The 16,298-nt window shown below is 66.5% G+C and carries 15 protein-coding genes; 7 read left to right on the top strand and 8 right to left on the bottom strand.

Annotation, left to right across the window (positions count from 1 at the left end; translation table 11 throughout):
• Positions 1–53: 53 nt before the first annotated feature.
• The 3 genes from AC1RL5_RS14045 to AC1RL5_RS14035 form a co-directional block, all read right to left on the bottom strand.
• The gene (locus AC1RL5_RS14045) at positions 54–1,517 is read right to left on the bottom strand and encodes an amidase (protein ID WP_072442168.1); all 1,464 of its coding nucleotides are present in this window, start codon (positions 1,515–1,517) and stop codon (positions 54–56) included.
• A gap of 105 nt (positions 1,518–1,622) precedes the next feature.
• The gene (locus tag AC1RL5_RS14040) at positions 1,623–2,744 is read right to left on the bottom strand and encodes a polyamine ABC transporter substrate-binding protein (protein ID WP_011060952.1); all 1,122 of its coding nucleotides are present in this window, start codon (positions 2,742–2,744) and stop codon (positions 1,623–1,625) included.
• 106 nt (positions 2,745–2,850) lie between these two features.
• Positions 2,851–3,882 (bottom strand): AraC family transcriptional regulator, encoded by a 1,032-nt coding sequence (locus AC1RL5_RS14035; RefSeq protein ID WP_036996300.1) that lies wholly within the window; start codon positions 3,880–3,882, stop codon positions 2,851–2,853.
• A 243-nt stretch (positions 3,883–4,125) separates the two neighbouring features.
• Here AC1RL5_RS14035 and AC1RL5_RS14030 point away from each other — a divergent pair, with 243 nt between their 5' ends.
• Genes AC1RL5_RS14030 through dctM form a run of 3 tightly spaced genes read left to right on the top strand, consistent with a single transcriptional unit; the run spans position 4,126 to position 7,097 of the window.
• Positions 4,126–5,127 carry a TRAP transporter substrate-binding protein gene (locus AC1RL5_RS14030; RefSeq protein WP_019093787.1) on the top strand — a complete coding sequence of 334 codons (1,002 nt, stop codon included), beginning with the start codon at positions 4,126–4,128 and terminating at the stop codon, positions 5,125–5,127.
• A gap of 57 nt (positions 5,128–5,184) precedes the next feature.
• Positions 5,185–5,817: a TRAP transporter small permease gene (locus AC1RL5_RS14025; RefSeq protein WP_011060955.1), complete on the top strand. Its 633-nt coding sequence runs from the start codon at positions 5,185–5,187 to the stop codon at positions 5,815–5,817.
• Positions 5,817–7,097: a C4-dicarboxylate TRAP transporter large permease protein DctM gene (gene dctM, locus AC1RL5_RS14020; RefSeq protein ID WP_011060956.1), complete on the top strand. Its 1,281-nt coding sequence runs from the start codon at positions 5,817–5,819 to the stop codon at positions 7,095–7,097. The genes AC1RL5_RS14025 and dctM overlap by 1 nt, the downstream gene beginning before the upstream one ends.
• A gap of 110 nt (positions 7,098–7,207) precedes the next feature.
• Here dctM and AC1RL5_RS14015 read toward each other — a convergent pair whose 3' ends face one another.
• The 5 genes from AC1RL5_RS14015 to AC1RL5_RS13995 form a co-directional block, all read right to left on the bottom strand.
• Complete coding sequence (locus tag AC1RL5_RS14015; RefSeq protein ID WP_011060957.1) at positions 7,208–7,819, bottom strand: DNA-3-methyladenine glycosylase family protein; 612 nt, start codon at positions 7,817–7,819, stop codon at positions 7,208–7,210.
• A 117-nt stretch (positions 7,820–7,936) separates the two neighbouring features.
• The gene (locus AC1RL5_RS14010; protein WP_072452243.1) at positions 7,937–8,839 is read right to left on the bottom strand and encodes an alpha/beta hydrolase; all 903 of its coding nucleotides are present in this window, start codon (positions 8,837–8,839) and stop codon (positions 7,937–7,939) included.
• A 44-nt stretch (positions 8,840–8,883) separates the two neighbouring features.
• A complete protein-coding gene (locus AC1RL5_RS14005) occupies positions 8,884–11,118 on the bottom strand; it encodes a TonB-dependent siderophore receptor (RefSeq protein ID WP_370505846.1) in 2,235 nt (744 codons plus the stop codon).
• 88 nt (positions 11,119–11,206) lie between these two features.
• On the bottom strand, positions 11,207–12,604 hold the full coding sequence (locus AC1RL5_RS14000; RefSeq protein ID WP_492589574.1) for a HAMP domain-containing sensor histidine kinase: 1,398 nt from the start codon (positions 12,602–12,604) through the stop codon (positions 11,207–11,209).
• The gene (locus AC1RL5_RS13995; RefSeq protein WP_123430909.1) at positions 12,604–13,296 is read right to left on the bottom strand and encodes a response regulator transcription factor; all 693 of its coding nucleotides are present in this window, start codon (positions 13,294–13,296) and stop codon (positions 12,604–12,606) included. The genes AC1RL5_RS14000 and AC1RL5_RS13995 overlap by 1 nt, the downstream gene beginning before the upstream one ends.
• A gap of 182 nt (positions 13,297–13,478) precedes the next feature.
• On the opposite strand from AC1RL5_RS13995, the gene AC1RL5_RS13990 reads away from it, so the two are divergent.
• The 4 genes from AC1RL5_RS13990 (at position 13,479) to AC1RL5_RS13975 (ending at position 16,201) form a co-directional block, all read left to right on the top strand.
• Positions 13,479–14,174 (top strand): helix-turn-helix transcriptional regulator, encoded by a 696-nt coding sequence (locus AC1RL5_RS13990; RefSeq protein WP_011060962.1) that lies wholly within the window; start codon positions 13,479–13,481, stop codon positions 14,172–14,174.
• 5 nt (positions 14,175–14,179) lie between these two features.
• Positions 14,180–14,965 carry a PhzF family phenazine biosynthesis protein gene (locus AC1RL5_RS13985; RefSeq protein WP_123577649.1) on the top strand — a complete coding sequence of 262 codons (786 nt, stop codon included), beginning with the start codon at positions 14,180–14,182 and terminating at the stop codon, positions 14,963–14,965.
• Between the two features lie 115 nt (positions 14,966–15,080).
• Complete coding sequence (locus AC1RL5_RS13980) at positions 15,081–15,728, top strand: hypothetical protein (protein ID WP_093408610.1); 648 nt, start codon at positions 15,081–15,083, stop codon at positions 15,726–15,728.
• Complete coding sequence (locus AC1RL5_RS13975; protein WP_015635370.1) at positions 15,725–16,201, top strand: surface-adhesin E family protein; 477 nt, start codon at positions 15,725–15,727, stop codon at positions 16,199–16,201. The genes AC1RL5_RS13980 and AC1RL5_RS13975 overlap by 4 nt, the downstream gene beginning before the upstream one ends.
• The last annotated feature ends 97 nt before the right edge of the window (positions 16,202–16,298 follow it).

Raw genomic sequence — 16,298 nt, 5'->3', positions numbered from 1 at the left:
CTTGTCCGTGAGCCTTCGCCGTGGCCGGCGTCGGCATTGTGTTCTGTGCGGGTCTAGCGGTTTGCGGGTGACGCCTGGGGGGCGTCGCGCAGCCCGGCGGGGTGGCGGAACACCCCCTCGGGCAGCCGTTTTTCCAGGGCCCGTGCGGCCCTCAGTACCAGGGCGTCGCGGCCGAAGCGGGCGACGATCTGCAGGCCGATGGGCAGGCCCGCCTCGCTCAGGGCGCAAGGCAGGCTCAACGCTGGCTGGCGGCTGAAATTGAACGGGAAGGTGGTGGGCTGCCACATGGCGCTGATCTGTTCCGGCCAGTCCGGCGGCAGCAGGCGTTCCACGGCGAAGGGTTCGACCACCGCGGCAGGGGTCAGCAGCAGGTCGTACTCACCCAGGAAAGCGTGAAGCTTGTGCGCCACCTGATGGCGCTCCTCCACCGCACAGGCGTAGTCCAGGGCATTGAGCTGGCGCGCGCGGACCTGGGCCTGCTGGAGAAAGTCCCCCACCAGATGGCGGTCCTCGGCGGGTATTTCCTGGGCCACGGCGCAGGCCACTTCCACCGGCCAGGCCCGCAGGTAGTTCGGCGCCGGGTTGCCGATGTCCGGCGAGGCCAGGACCAGGGTGGCGCCGGCTTCCTGCAACAGCCTGGCAGCGTTCAGGCAGGCTGCGGCGATCTGCGGGTCGACATGGGCGGCGTAGCCCAGGTCGGCGCTGAAGGCGATGCGCAGGCCGGCGACGCCGTCCTCGATGGTACTGAGGAAATCCCTGGGCCCATGGGGCCAGGCAAAGGGCTCGCCGGGCTCGTGCACGGCCATGAGCTCCATCAACAGGGCAATGTCGCGCACGTGGCGGGCAATCGGCCCTTCGGCGGCCATGCCGCCCGGGTCGATGCTCGGGCAGGCGGACACCAGGCCATGGCTGGGCTTGAACCCGACCACGCCGCAAAAGCTCGACGGGGTACGGATCGAACCGGCGGCATCGTTGCCTGTCGCGGCCGGGGCATAACCGGCTGCGACCCCCGCAGTACTGCCGCCACTGCTGCCACCGGCATGCAGGGCCAGGTTCCACGGGTTGCGGGTGATGCCGGTCAACGGGCTGTCGGTCAGGGGCGTGCTGCCCAGTTCCGGCAGGGTGGTCTTGGCGATGAAGATCGCCCCGGCTTCACGCAGGCGTGCCACCAGGCTGGAGTCCCGGGTCATGGCCGGGCGGTTGGCCAGGGCCCGGGAACCACTGCGGGTCTGCCAGCCCTGTACGTCGTTGTTGTCCTTGACCAGGATCGGAATGCCATCCAGCCGGCCCATGGGTTGCCCGGCGGCCCAGCGCGCGGTGGACGCCTGGGCAGCGCGCAGCGCAGCCGGGTCCTGGCGTTCGCAGAGGGCGTTGAGCTGTGGCTCGTGGCGCTCGATCTGCGCCAGCACGGCCTGCAGCACGTCCACCGGGGTGAACTGCAAGGTGGCGAAACCCTGCAGCAGCGCCTCGATCGACAGGTGCGGCAGGGCCGCTTGGCTGGAAGTGGGCAACGACATATTCGGCTCTTCGTTCAAGCACGCCGGGCGCGGGCTGCGCCACGGCGTGGAAAGGCGGCATGGACGCCGTTGGCGGCGTCCTGGCGGGCCTTCGCAGTGAATGACTCAGCGGCCACTGGTGACCTTGACCCAGGTCCGGGTCCGGGTGCGCTCGGCCTTGGCCGGCAGCGGGGCCAGGGGGTAGAGGCGGGTCATGGTCTCGGCGCTGGGGAACAGGTCCGGGTTGTCCAGCAGCGACTGCTGGATGAACGGCTTGGAATCGGTCACGCCGTTGGGGTAGCCGACGTAGTTGCTGATGGAGGCAATGACCTTGGGTTCCATCAGGTAATTGAGGAAGGCGTGGGCGGTGTCCACGTGCTTGGCGCCGGCGGGAATGGCCACGGTGTCGATCCACACCAGGGTGCCTTCCTTGGGAATGCGCATTTCGATGTGCACGCCGTTCTTGGCTTCGTTGGCGCGGTTGGCCGCCTGCAGGAAGCCGCCGGAGTAGCCCACGGCCACGCAGATGTTGCCGTTGGCGATATCGCCCATCCACTTGGCGCTATGGAAGTAGCGCACGTAGGGACGCAGCTTGAGCAGCATGGCCTCGGCCTTGCGGTAGTCCTCGGGGTTCTGGCTGTTAGGGTCCAGGCCCAGGTAGTGCAGGGCCAGGGGCAGCATTTCGGTGGGCGAGTCGAGGAAGGTCACGCCGCACTGGCTGAGCTTCTTCAGGTTCTCTTCCTTGAACACCAGGTCCCAGCTGTTGACCGGCGCGTCGCTGCCCAGCAGCTCCTGGACCTTGTCGCGGTTGTAGCCGATCAGGTTGGTGCCCCACATGTAGGGGATCACGTAGCGGTTGCCCGGGTCGCTCTGCTCCAGCAGCTTCATCACGGCCGGGTCGAGGTTCTTCCAGTTCGGCAACTGCCCGCGGTCCAGGGGCTGGAAGGCGCCGGCGCTGATCTGCTTGCTGACGAAACCGCTGGAGGGCACCACCACGTCATAGCCGCTGTTGCCGGTCAGCAGCTTGGCTTCGAGCACTTCGTTGCTTTCGAAGATGTCGTACTTGACCTTGATCCCGCTCTGGGCCTGGAAATCCTTGATGGTGTTGGGAGCGATGTACTCCGACCAGTTGAAGATGTTCACCGTGCGCTCGGGGGCGGCCTGGGCGGTGACAGAGGCGGCCAGGGCCAGGGCACCGAGGGTGCAAGCCGTGGCGAGGCGGGAGAGGGCGGTGTGCAACGATTTCATATGACAACTCCATGTCCGAAATGAGCGGAACCATCCGAGGCGGACATTTTTCGTCGGATAGGTCGCAGAGAGAATGCTTGCAACGGTCAATAGGGGATATTTAGCGTCAATCTTCGGCGCAGTCCGAGAGCGGCCCGAGCTGGCCGGCCAGCTGGCGGAAGCGCCCGGGAGCGACGCCGCTCCAGCGTTGGAAAGCGTGGCGGAAACTTGCGGTTTCCTTGAAGCCCAGGGCTTCGGCGATGCGGTAGATGGGCAGGCTGTGCTGGCCCAGCAACTGCTGGGCGCGGGCGTAGCGCAACTCGTCCAGCAACTGCTGATAGCTGGTGTCCTGGGCTCGCAGGCGCCGGCGCAGGGTGCTGGGGGAGCAGTGCACCTGGCGCGCCAGGCTGTCGAAATCCGGCACCGCGTGCAGCTGTTCATTGAGGATGCGCCGCACCTGGTCGATCCAGGTCGGCCGCGCGCTGAGCTCCTCGTTGAGGCGGATGCAGCGTTGCAGCATGTCGTTCTGGGTCACCAGGTCCGCCAGGGGCAGGCGCCGGTCCAGCCATTCCAGGTCGAAGCCGATGGCATTGCGCCCGGCATTGAACTGCACCGGGCAATTGAAGGCCTGCTCGTAGCTGTCCATATAGGGCTGGGGGCCATGCATCAGTTGCACCTGGCGCAGGGGCAGGGAGCAACCCAGCAGGTCCTGGCAGGTGACCCGGTAGGACGACATGCAGAAATCGGTGTTGAACACCTCAAGTTCGCTTTCGCTGTACTGGTCGGCGGTGAGCCAGGCCAGGCCGTCGCGGACCTCAAGGTCGAGGCGGAAGAAGGTGCCCAGCAGCAAGGGGTAGCGCAGCGCCAGGGACCAGCCTTCGCGCAAGGTGGCGCTGGTCAGCAGGGTCAGGCCGAACATGCCGTAGGCGGAAATGTGCAGGTTGCGCCCCAGCACCAGCCCCAGGTCCTGGCGAAACTGCACGGCGTTGCTGAACACGCGCATTTCCTGGCTGATATTGATCAGGCTGTTGGGCAGCTCCAGGTCCGCCAGCTGGATGCCGCTGCCCTCCAGCAGCACCTGGGCGGGTACGTCGCTGTCACGGAAGGCGTCCAGCACCGCCTGGGTGGTATGCAGGGTGGTCAAGCGAAGGGCGGTCATCGACGATCTCAGAGTGATATCGGGAGGCGTGACTTTAGGGGTTACGCGCCCGCGGTTCAATTGCCCCTTGCAGGCGCTGGCGGGGATGGCGCAGGGCTCGGGGGCCGTTTCGCCGGCAAGCCGGTTCCTACATGGGGCGGAGCGTTCGGCGGGGGTGAACGCGGGTATCAAAAATTCGAAATTCTCTATACGCCATGCCTTAGGCACTCTTCCCTCAATCACAACAATAAAAAGGTGAAGTCCATGTTCAAGCTCTCAAGAGCGCTGTTCTGTGCCGCCGCATTGCTCGCTGCCGGGGTGGCCCAGGCCGCCGAATCCACCGGCAACCCGATCATCATCAAGTTCGCCCACGTGGTGGCCGAGAACACCCCCAAGGGCCAGGGCGCGCTGCTGTTCAAGAAGCTCGCCGAGGAGCGCCTGCCGGGGCGGGTCAAGGTCGAGGTCTACCCCAACTCGTCGCTGTTCGGCGATGGCAAGGAAATGGAGGCGCTGCTGCTGGGGGATGTGCAGATGCTGGCGCCGTCCCTGGCCAAATTCGAGCAGTACACGAAAAAGATCCAGATCTACGACCTGCCGTTCCTGTTCGACGACCTGGCGGCGGTGGACCGCTTCCAGGCCGCCGAGGGCAAGCAGTTGCTGACCTCGATGCAGGGCAAGGGCATTCTCGGCCTGGCCTACTGGCACAACGGCCTGAAGCAGTTGTCGGCCAACAAGCCCCTGCACGAACCCAAGGACGCCCGTGGCCTGAAGTTTCGCGTGCAGGCCTCCAGCGTGCTCGAAGAGCAGTTCAAGGCGATGCGCGCCAACCCGCGCAAGATGAGTTTCGCCGAGGTCTACCAGGGCCTGCAGACCGGCACCGTCAACGGCACCGAGAACACCTGGTCGAACTATGAAAGCCAGAAGGTCAATGAGGTGCAGAAGTACTTCACCGAGTCCAACCACGGCCTGATCGACTACATGGTGATCACCAACGCGAGCTTCTGGAACGGCCTGCCGGCGGACGTGCGCGGCGAGCTGGAAGCCATCATGGCCGAGGTCTCGCTGGAGGTGAACAAACAGGCCGAGGCCCTGAACCAGAGCGCCCGGCAGAAGATCGTCGAGGCCAGGACCAGCGAAATCATCGAACTGACCCCCGAGCAGCGCCAGGCCTGGCGCGACACCATGCGCCCGGTGTGGAGCAAGTTCGAGGACGAGATCGGCGCCGACCTGATCAAGGCCGCCGACGCCGCCAACCAGCGCCACTGATACGCCCTCCCGGCCGTCCGCGGCGGACGGCCACTGCCCGTTTCGCGAGGTATCTCTATGCAGTCCCTGAGACGTATCTGGGAGCACCTGGAGGAGGGCCTGATTGCCCTGCTGCTGGCGACCATGACCCTGGTGACCTTCGTCTACGTGATGCTCAACAACATCTACACCCTGTTCTTCGCCCTGGCCGACAAATGGGCCGCCAGCAGCGCCTTCTTCAACGCTCTGGGCGACGCCACCATGGGCCTGGCCCAGGACATGACCTGGAGCGTGGCCCTGACCAAGGCGATGTTCGGCTGGCTGATCTTCTTCGGCATCTCCTATGGCGTGCGCACCGCCGGGCACCTGGGGGTGGACGCCCTGGTGCGCCTGACCCCGCGCCCGGTGCAGCGCTACCTGGCGCTGCTCGCCTGCCTGTGCTGCCTGGTGTACGCCGGGCTGTTCATGGTCGCCAGCTTCAAGTGGCTGAGCGCGATCATGGCCGCCCATATCGGCGCCGAAGACCTGGACCGCTTCGGCATCCAGGTCAGCCATATCGTGGTGATCGTGCCCATCGGCTTCGCCCTGGTGCTGATCCGCTACCTGGAAATCTTCTACCGCATCTTCACCCGACGGCAGTTCGGCCTGGGCCTGGCCGACGAGGCGGGCGAGGCCAGCAAGCTGGCGGGCAGCCATGAGGAGCGTCACTGATGGCCGTGCTCTGTCTGTTTCTGCTGCTGTTCGTGTTCATGTTCCTCGGCGTGCCCATCGCCATTGCCCTGGGCCTGTCGGGGGCGGTGTCGATCCTGATGTTCAGCCAGGACTCCCTGAGCTCCCTGGCGATCAAGCTGTTCGAGACCTCCGACGCCTACACCTTCCTGGCGATTCCGTTCTTCCTCTTGTCCGGGGCCTTCATGACCACCGGTGGAGTGGCCCAGCGCCTGATCGACTTCGCCAACGCCTGCGTCGGCCACATCCGTGGCGGCCTGGCAATTGCCGCGGTGCTGGCCTGCATGCTGTTCGCCGCGCTGTCCGGTTCCTCGCCGGCCACCGTGGCGGCGGTAGGCTCGATTGCCGTGGCGGGCATGGTGCGCTCCGGCTATCCCAAGGAGTTCGGCGCTGGGATCATCTGCAACGCCGGGACCCTGGGCATCCTGATTCCGCCGTCGATCGTCATGGTGGTGTACTCGGCGGCCACCGAGACTTCGGTGGGCAAGCTGTTCATGGCCGGCGTGGTGCCCGGCTTGCTGCTGGGCCTGCTGCTGATGGTGGCGATCTACATCGTGGCCCGGGTGAAAAAGCTGCCGGCCCAGCCACGGGCCACCTTTGGCCAGTGGCTGAGTGCTGCGCGCCGGGCGTTCTGGGGCCTGTTGTTGCTGGTGATCATCCTTGGCGGCATCTACAGCGGCATGTTCACGCCCACTGAGGCGGCGGCGGTGGCGGCGGTGTACTCGGCCTTCGTCGCCCTGTTCGTGTACCGCGACATGAAGCTGCGGGACTGCCCCAAGGTGCTGCTGGAGTCGGGCCGGCTGTCGATCATGCTGATGTTCATCATCGCCAACGCCATGCTCTTCGCCCATGTGCTGACCACCGAACAGATCCCCCAGGAAATCACCGCCTGGGTGATTTCCGAAGGCCTGACGCCGATCGGTTTCCTGCTGATGGTCAACGTGGTGCTGCTGGTGGCGGGCAGCTTCATGGAGCCCTCGGCGATCGTGCTGATCCTGGCGCCGATCTTCTTCCCGATTGCCATGAAGCTGGGGATCGACCCGATTCACCTGGGCATCGTCATGGTGGTCAACATGGAGATTGGCCTGGTGCATCCGCCGGTGGGCCTGAACCTGTTCGTGACCTCGGCGGTGACCGGCCTGACCCTGGGCCAGACCATCCGCGCGGCGATGCCGTGGCTGATGATCCTGCTGCTGTTCTTGATCCTGGTGACCTACGTGCCGCTGATCTCCCTGGCCTTGCCCAACTGGCTGGGCATGTAGCGCCCCTATCGCTGGCAAGCCAGCTCCTACAGGCGCGCATAATCCCGTAGGAGCCGGCTTGCCGGCGAACCGCGCAGCGGCCAGTCCGCACCGGGTCAAGTGCGCGGTGTTCAGGCCGTCGGCACGCGCCACAGGTACCAGGCAGCAGTGGTGCGCCAGGGGCTCCAGGCCTGGCCGATCTGGCGCAGCTGCCGGGGGCTGGGCTGTTTCTCCAGGTCTTTCAGGCGGCGATAACCTTCGCGTACGCCAAAGTCGTCCACGGGCAGTATGTCCTCGCGCTCAAGGCTGTAGATCAGCAGCATCTCCACGGTCCAGCGGCCAATGCCGGGCAGCTGGATCAGGCGCTCTATCAACTGTTCGTCATCCAGGCCACGGGCGCTGGCGGCATCGGGGACGCGGCCGTCCAGGGTGGCCTGGGCGATGCCCTGCAGGGTCGCTACCTTGCGCGCGGAAAAGCCGCAGCCGCGCAGGCTCTCCAGGCTGGCAGCGGCCAGTTGCCCGGGCGTGGGGAAGTCCTGCCCGGGAAACAAAGCGCGCAGGCGGCCGAGTATCGCGTCGCCCGCGCGGGCATGCAGTTGCTGGTAGGCCACCGCGCGCACCAGCGCCTGATAAGGCTCGCGCTCCGGGCGGGGCTGGTGCAGGCAGGGGCCGACGGCGGCGATCAGCGCGGCCCAGTCGGCATCCAGTGCGGCAAGAAAACGAGTGGCGGGGCAGGTGGGCATTGGCGATCCGGAACAAGTGGCGGGGCGAGCGGCAGATTAGCCCGCCGCCCCAAGGCTTGCACCCTGTCTCTTGCGCTGGAACTCGCGGCCCGGGCCTTGCACCCGGGCGCAGGGTTTTCAGTCCTTGGCCGCCGATAGGTAGAGCCGCTCCAGCACGTAGTGCAACGAGGCCGCCAGGGTTTGGCCATGGCTGAGTGTTTCAAAACTGTGGTAGTCCAGGGCCAACCCCGGCACCTGGGCCAGCTGCGCCTGCAACTGTCGGGCGCGCTGGTCGGCCTCGGGCCCTGCTGGCTGGCGCGGGTTGCCCGGCTCGGCGCCGCCACGCATCAGCAGCAATTGCGCATGATGGCCCTGCAGGCGCTCGGCCAGGCCCTGGGCCTGGGGCAGGATCAGGCCGTCGCCCCACCACAGCGAAGGGCTCGCGGCAGCGTAGTGGCGAAACGCCTGGGGCTGGCTGAACAGCGCCTGCAGCACCAGCAGGCCGCCATAGGAGTGGCCCCACAGGGTCTGTTGCGCGGTATCTATCGGTGCCTGGGCCGCCACGGCCGGGCGCATGCGTTCGCGCAGCAGTTGCAGGAAGGCTTGCGCGCCGCCGCTGGGTTGCCCGGTCAGCGGGTCTTGCTGCTGCGCCTGGCCCGGTTGCTGCGGGGTGTAGTCATAGGTGCGGGCGTTGCGCTCGATACGCAGCGGGGTCTGGTAACCCACTGCCACCAGCAGCGGCGCCTGGCCCTGGTCCAGGCGCTTGAGCTGCTCGGGGTCGAGGGCGCCGATGGCGGCGTTGCCATCGAGCATCCACAGCACCGGGTAGCCCTGTGGCGGCGGCGCCTGCAACGGTTTGCCGATCCACAGTTGGTAGTGCCGCTGGCCGTCGGCGGAATCCAGTTGCAGGCTAGTGAAGCGGTAGGGCAGGTCCTGGCGTTGCAGCAGGCTGCGGTCCATGGGCTGGTCCGGGGCGGGGGCGGCCAGGGCCGCTCCCGCAAGGCCCCAGGCCAGGGCCAGGGGCAGGAAAAAAGTTCTCATCAGGCGTTCTCGGCAGGCTCTTGGTGATGGCTCTTGCTAATGGCTCAGAACGAAGCGGTCAGGCTGGTGTACAGGGTGCGCCCGGGTTCGTTGTAGGTGGCGGCGCCGGCCCCGGCAATATTGTTCACGCCCTGGGCATTGCCTTCACGGAACAGGCGTTTGTCGAACAGGTTGTCGACCCCGGCGGTCAGGCTCAGGTTGCGGGTCAGGGCGTAGGTACCGCTGACCCCGGCAATGGCGTACGGCGCCAGTTGCTGGGTGGCGCTGCCGGTGACGCGGTCGCCGTGGTAGTCGTACTTCTTCGGCGTCTGCTGGCCGTACCAGGCCACGGTCGCCTGCAGCGACAGGTCCTGGGTGGCCTGCCAGTCGAGCATCGAGTTGAGGGTGTAGCGCGGGGTCACCGAGAGGTAGTCGCCGGTTTCCTTGTTCTTCGATTGCAGCATGTAGGTGAAGTTGTTGTTCCAGGTCAGCTGGCTGGCCAACGGAATGGTCAGGGTGCCTTCCAGGCCTTCCACCAGGGCCTTGGGCACGTTTTCCCACTGGTAGATCGCCGAGTTGCGATAAGCGCCGCTGCCGCCGCTGGCACGGCTCACCGGCGCCAGGCCGGATTCCACCTTGTTCTTGTAGTCGTTGCGGAAGTAGGTCAGGCCGGCCACCCAGCCGTCGGCCTTGTATTCCAGGCCCAGTTCCTTGTTGACGCTGGTTTCCGCCTTGAGCTTGTCGTTGCCCTGCAGGTAGCAGCTGGTGCTCTGGCCGTAGCAGCCCTGGCCGCGGCTGTAGAGCAGGTAGTCGGAGTTGAGCTGGTACAGGTTCGGCGCCTTGTAGGCGCGGGCGATGCCGGCCTTGAGGGTCAGGGTGTCGCTCAGGGCGTGGGACAGGTTGAGAGACGGGCTCCAGTTGTCGCCGACGATGCTGTGGTGGTCCAAACGCAGGCCGGGGGTGAGCATGGTGCCCGGCTGCAGTTCGATGTTGTCTTCGGCGAACAGCGAGAAGATCTGCGCGCTGGACTGGGTGCTGCGGTTGCTTGAGCTCAGGCCGCCCACGGCGCCGCCTTCACTGGTGCTCTGGGTGTTGGCGCTGGGGTCGTCGAGCTTTTGCTGGGACCATTCGCTGCCCAGGGTCAGGGTCTGCTCGAAGCCGGCGCGCAGGGGCAGGTTGACCTCGCCATGGGCGGTCAGGTCGCGCAGCACCGCGGTGTAGAACTCGCTGTTGCTGAAGATGCCTTCGGTGCCGCCAGCCAGGCCTTCGTTGATCCGCGTGTTGCGGGTCTTTTCGTATTGCAGGTAGGCCATGGAACTGCCGAAGTCCCATTCGCCACGATGGGTCACCGAATAGGTCTCGCGGTAGCTGCGGTTGGTCTCGTGGCCCAGCAGGTTTTTCACCGTGCTGTTGCTGTTGGTGTTCTGGGTATCGCCGGTGTAGATGTTGCCCTGGCGGCTGAAGCCGGCTTCGAAGTCCAGGCTCTGGTCCGGGGTCAGGTGCCAGCTCAAGAGGCCGTTGAGGTCCTTGTTGCGTACCCCTTCGCGGCCAGCGGGCAGGGTGCCGACCTGGTTGCCGGTGCGCAGGGATTCATGGCCGGCGTTGATGTCGGCGTCGTCGGAATCGGTCTTGGCCACGTTGCCGTAGACCCGGTAGCTCAAGCTGTCGGTCAGCGGGCCGTTGAGGCCGAAGCTCATGCGTTGGGTGGCGCCTTCGTCCTTGTGGGTCGGGAACGAGCTGTAGATCGTCGCATTGCCGTGGGTCTGGATGCCGGCCTGCTTGGTGATGATGTTGATCACCCCGCCAGCGGCGCCGTTGCCGTAGCGGGCCGCCGCCGGGCCGCGGATCACTTCGATGCGTTCGACCTGGTCGGCCGGTACCCAGTTGGTGTCGCCGCGGCTGTCACGCTCGCCGCGCCAGCCGTAGCGCACCGAGTTGCGGCTGCCCACAGGCTTGCCGTCCACCAGGATCAGGGTGTTTTCCGGGCCCATGCCGCGGATGTCGATCTGCCGGTTGTTGCCGCGCTGGCCGCTGGTGGAGTTACCGGTGAGGTTGACCCCGGGCATGGTGCGGATGATCTGCGACAGGTCGTTGGCCGGCGGGCGCTTCTGGATGTCCTCGGCGGTGATCACCGAGACCCCCGGTGCCTGCTTGGTTTCTTCCTTGGCGGTGGCGATGACGCTCTGGGGTTCCAGCTCCAGGACCGGCTGGGTCGAGCCTTCATTGGCAGCCTGCACGGCCTGGCTGAGCAGGCAGCAGCCGGACAGCAGGAAGGGGGCGAAAGGACGCATCGAGCGCATGGACATCGGTGATCTCCGGGACAGAAGCAGAAACAGGAAGATCACGAATGATAATGACTGCTATTTGCGAGTAAAGCGCATTAACTTTCTAAACACTTCCCGGTCGGTACGAGGTTGTGTCAGGGAGCCGGGCGAGCTTGTGCCGGGCGTAGGCGGCGGGCAGCAGCAGGTGCATGCACAGCCCGGGGTGGCCGTTGCTGGCCCAGATCCGCCCCTGATGCAGCTCCACGGCGCGCCGGGCGATGGCCAGGCCCAGGCCGAAGCCGTCGCCCTGGGCCGAGTCCAGGCGCTGGTAGGGCTGGAAGATGCGTTGCAGGTCCTGTTCGGCAACCCCTGGTCCCTGGTCTTCCAGGCACAGGTGCCAATAGGCGCCTTCGCGCCAGCCGCGCAGGCTCACCCGGCCGCCGGCGGGGGAATAGCGGATCGCGTTGCGCAGCAGGTTCTCCAGGGCCTGGGCGATGCTGTCCAGGTGCACCTGGACCCGGCACTCGGCGTCCAGCAGGCAGGGCAGGCGCTCGGCGTCCCAGGCGCTTTCGAAGCAGGCGTCCTGGCGCAGGGCTTCCCAGATCGACAGCACCTGCACCGCTTCGGTAGGCAGTTGCGGGCGCTCGGTGTCGAGCCAGGCCAGGTCCAGGGTGTCTTCCAGCAGGCGCTGCATGTCGGCGATCTCCCGGTCCAGGCGCTGGCGCAACTGCTCCGGCGGCAACCGGCTGTCATGGGCGATGCGCAACCGCGCCAGGGGCGTGCGCAGCTCATGGGACAGCGTGCGCAGCAGCAGGCGCTGCTGGGCCAGGCTCTGGCGCAGGCGCTCGGCCATGTGCTCGAAGGCCAGGGCCAGTTCCCCCAGTTCGTCGTGGCGGTTCACCAGGGGCGTGCCCAGGCCCTGGCTTTCCAGGTCGTCGGCGCGCAAGGCATCGGCGCGGTCGCGCAGGCGGTTCAACGGCAGCACCAGGTGGCGGTAGAGCAACAGGCCGAGCAGGGCGGCCAGCAGGGTCGGCACCACGCCATGGCTGAGCAGGTGGGTCCAGGGCGTCAGGCCACTGGGCAGCAGGCGCTCGGGCAGTTGCAGCACCAGCCGGCCTTGCTCCGGGTGCTCGGGGAATTCGATGCTGACGTAGGGCAACTCGTCCTGCAGGCGCCGGCTCATGGGCCAGTCGAGCTTGCGCATGAAGGTCAGGTGGCTGGCTTCCTCGGCGGTCAGCGGCGTGCTGCCCAGGCTCTGCAGACGATCGCCGATCACCGCGACCCAGGTGTCTTCCCGGGTTGCCAGTTGTCGCTGGAACTCATCGACCGCGGCCACTCCGCCCTGGCGCCAGGCGTGCTCGGCCTGCTGGGCGTAGCTGGCCAGGTACTGGCGGTCGGCGGGGTCGAGAAAATAGGTGCTGCGCTCGGCCGACAGGCCCCAGGTCCAGATGATCCAGGTCAGCAGCAGGCAGAAGCCGATCTGCAACAGCGCCAGTTTCCACAGCAGGGGGTGACGGCGCATCAGTGGCGTTCCGCTTCCACCAGGATGTAGCCCGCGCCGCGCACCGCCTGGATCTGCAGGTGCTGCACCCCAAGGTCCGCGAGTTTGCGCCGCAGGTTGCACACGTGCACATCCAGGCCGCGATCGAGCCTCGTGTAGATGCGGTGCAGTACGTGCTGATAGAGAAACGGCTTGCTCAGGGTTTCCCCGGGGTGCTCGCGCAGGGTCACCAACAGCCGGTATTCGGAACCGGTCAGGCCCGCTGCGCGGCCCTGGTGCAGTACGTCCTGGGCCTGTTCGTTGAAGCTGAGGATCGGGTCCTGGCGCGTGGCCTGCAGCTGTTGCACCCGGGCCATGCGCCGCAGCAGGGCGTCGGCGCGGGCGTCCAGTTCGGCCAGGCTGAAGGGCTTGGGCAGGTAGTCGTCGGCGCCTCGGGTAAAGCCGGTGATGCGGTCCTGCTCGGCGCCCAGGGCCGACATCAGCATCACCGGCGTGCCCTGTTCCTGGCGCAGGGTTTCCAGCAGCGCCAGGCCGTCCATGCCCGGCAGCATGATGTCCAGCAACACCAGGTCGAAGTGGCCGGCGCGCACTGCGGCCAGCCCCTGGCGGCCGTCGGTGCAGGTGGTGACGGTAAAGCCGCGCTGGCGGAAATGCAGGTCCAGGTCGTCGCGCAGTCGGGCGTCGTCTTCCACGAGAAGCAGGTTGGGGGTCATGGGGCAGAGCACTTGAATGGGGATATTTAATGAGAACGTTTTACATTTGCGAATATTGCAGCAATGCCCTTGGCTATGCAATTGCCATGATGGGCGGGCATGACCGGGATCGACTGAACAAGAAGTTGAATATTCAACAAAGTGTTGATATTTTTCCTGGCCGTTCACATTGGTAGTCACCCATGAACCGATCTTGCGCTTCCCTGCTTGCCGAACGTCAGCTGGTGCTGCAGGTGCTGCACAGCACTTTGCAGATGCTGGGCAGCGTGGTCGGCCGGCACGTGGAGATTGTCCTGCATGACCTGGACCGTCCCGAGTGCTCGATCGTCGCCATCGCCAATGGTCATGTCACCGGGCGCCGGGTAGGCGACCCGGTGCTGGTCGGGCCGCGCCAGGACCTGGGTTTTGCCGCGGTGCGACGCGCCCTGCAAGACCGCTCCGCGGCGACCCCGCTGGTGCTGGAGAACTACCCGACCCTGGCCCCCGATGGCCGCGAGCTGCGCAGTTCCACGGTGATCTTTCGCGACAGCAGCGGGCAGCCCTTCGCCAGCCTGTGCAGCAACAGCGACCTGAGCGGTATCGCCGCCGCTCATGCCTGCCTCGGGCAGTTGCTGGGCCTGGGCAGCGCGCCTGCGCCGCGCCGCGACGAAGCCCCCGACATGGAACAGTTGCTGGCCCAGATCATTCAGGGCGCCTGCCCGGGAAACGGGGCGCGCATGAGCAAGCAACACAAGCTCGACGCCGTGCGCCAGATGCAGGAGCGCGGGGTGTTCATCGTCAAGGGCGGGATCGAAAAGGCCGCCGCGGCCCTGGGGGTGACCCGCTACACCATCTACAACTACCTGGAACAGATCCGCGCCCAAGGCGCCGAGGAATGACCGCGATGCAGCTCGATATCTTTCAAGTGGATGCCTTTACCTCCCACGTCTTCGGTGGCAACCCGGCGGCGGTGTGCCCCCTGGATGCCTGGTTGCCGGACGAGGTCCTGCAGCGCATCGCCCTGGAGAACAACCTGTCGGAAACCGCCTATTTCGTGCCCCGGGGCGAAGTCTTCGAACTGCGCTGGTTCACCCCCACGGTGGAGGTCGACCTGTGCGGGCACGCCACCCTGGCGGCGGCCTGGGTGCTGTTCGAGCAGTTGGGCGAGCGCCGCGACGTGCTGCGCTTTGCCACCCGCAGCGGCGAGTTGCGGGTGAGCCGCGAGGGCGGCCTGCTGTCCATGGACTTTCCCGCCAAGCAGCCCGAAGCCGTGGCGATTGCTCCGGCCCTGCTGCAAGCCCTGGGGTTGCCGGCGGCCGAGGCCCTGTACCGCACCGACGATTACCTGCTGGTGGTGGACGACGAATCTCTGGTGGAGGCGCTCAAGCCCGATTTCGCCGCACTGGCCGCCTTCGATGTGCGCGGCATCGCCGTGACGGCGCCGTCCCGGGCATTCGATTTCGTCTCGCGCTGGTTCGGCCCGCGGGTCGGGGTCAATGAAGACCCGGTCACCGGTTCCGCCCATACCTCCCTGGCGCCTTACTGGGCCGCGCGCCTGGGCAAGCGCCAGTTGCGGGCGCAGCAGGGCGGGGCGCGCAAGGGCCAGCTGGAGTGTCAGGTGCTGGACAACGGGCGGGTGATTATCAGCGGCTACGGCGCCTTGTACCTCAAGGGCCGTATTTTCCTCTGAACCGGCTGCGGCGCCGCTCTGCCATGCAGGCCTGGTGCCTGCAGGCGGATTTGTCTCGGCGGTGCCGGCGGGAGTAGAGTCGCGTTTTTTTCGCCTGCTCAGGATGCTCCAGACCATGCAACGGACGCGCACCTTGCCCCGCCTTTCCACCTCACCGCTGTTGGCCTTGCTCCTGGGCTTGAGTGCCGGCGCTGCCCAGGCGGCCAGCCTCAGCCAGAGCCTGCTGGAGTGCCAGCCGAGTTTTTTCAAGGCCCTGTATCAGCAGCGCGCCGAGCTCGGGCAGGTGGTGAAACTGGCGGAGAATCAGCGCCAGGGCATCGCCTGGATTCCGGTGGCGGAGCGCCGCGACAGCGCCACCGCGCTAATGGCGTTTTCCCGGCCGCTGCTGGATCAGGGCCTGCCCCTGACCGCCTACTACGACCGCCAGTTCGACCTGGGCGAGCAGGGCACCTTTCACTTCTGGGGCTTTGAAATCGATGCCAGCCGCGAGGCCGTCATGGCCGCGCTGCCCCAGGCCGGTTGGCAGGAGACTGGCGAATACTTCGTCTCCCGGCCGCAGATCAAACTCAACGCCGCGACCCCCTGGCAGGACAACCCGGCCGCCGCTTCGGGCATTGCCCCGGCGCCGGGCTCCGCGGAAAAGATCCTCATGCTCAGCCAGGAAGACGGCAAGACCCGTTTGCTCTGCTCGCTGCAGGGCACTGTCGATCAGCCATTGCTGGAGCAGGAGCGGCCGGACCTGGCCCAGGGAGCGGGCCGATGAACAAGCTGTCGAGCTTGAGCGCGGCGCTTTTGCTCGCCGGTTGCGCGCATTCGGGTACCCCCGGGGAGGCCCCGGCGCCGCAGCGTCCGGACGGCATGTTCAAGGTGTTGGAAAGCCCGGAACTGGCCACCTACTTTGCCGCCAACTCGCTGGCCCTCTACCAGAACAACCCGAACCTGCGGCAGTTCTATCTGGTCAACAACTACGCCAAGCCTGCTGCGCTGGGCGGTGGCAAGCCGCCGATCTACAGCTCCCGCGCGACCCGGGTGATCAACTGCGAGAAGGATGAGTCGGCGCAGTTCGGCCGGGTGTACTTCTCCGAGCCCTTCGCCCAGGGCGTGGAGGTCATGCGCAAGGAAGATCTTGCGCAATGGGCCGCCTTTCCCCGTCAATCGTTGATCGGGGAGCTGCGCAACATGGCCTGCGCGGTCGATCCGACCCGGCTCAAGCTGGCTCCGGCACCGAGTCGGTGAGCGGTGTCAGCCGGGCCTGTTGTTCAGCCCGGCCAGGCCATGATCAGCATGGGCGGTGGCCTGCCTGATTGAAGCGCGCGCCGCACGCCGCCCAGGC

The organism is Pseudomonas sp. GW822-FHT06D10, assembly GCF_058799535.1.
This window is presented reverse-complemented; position numbering and strand designations above follow the sequence as displayed.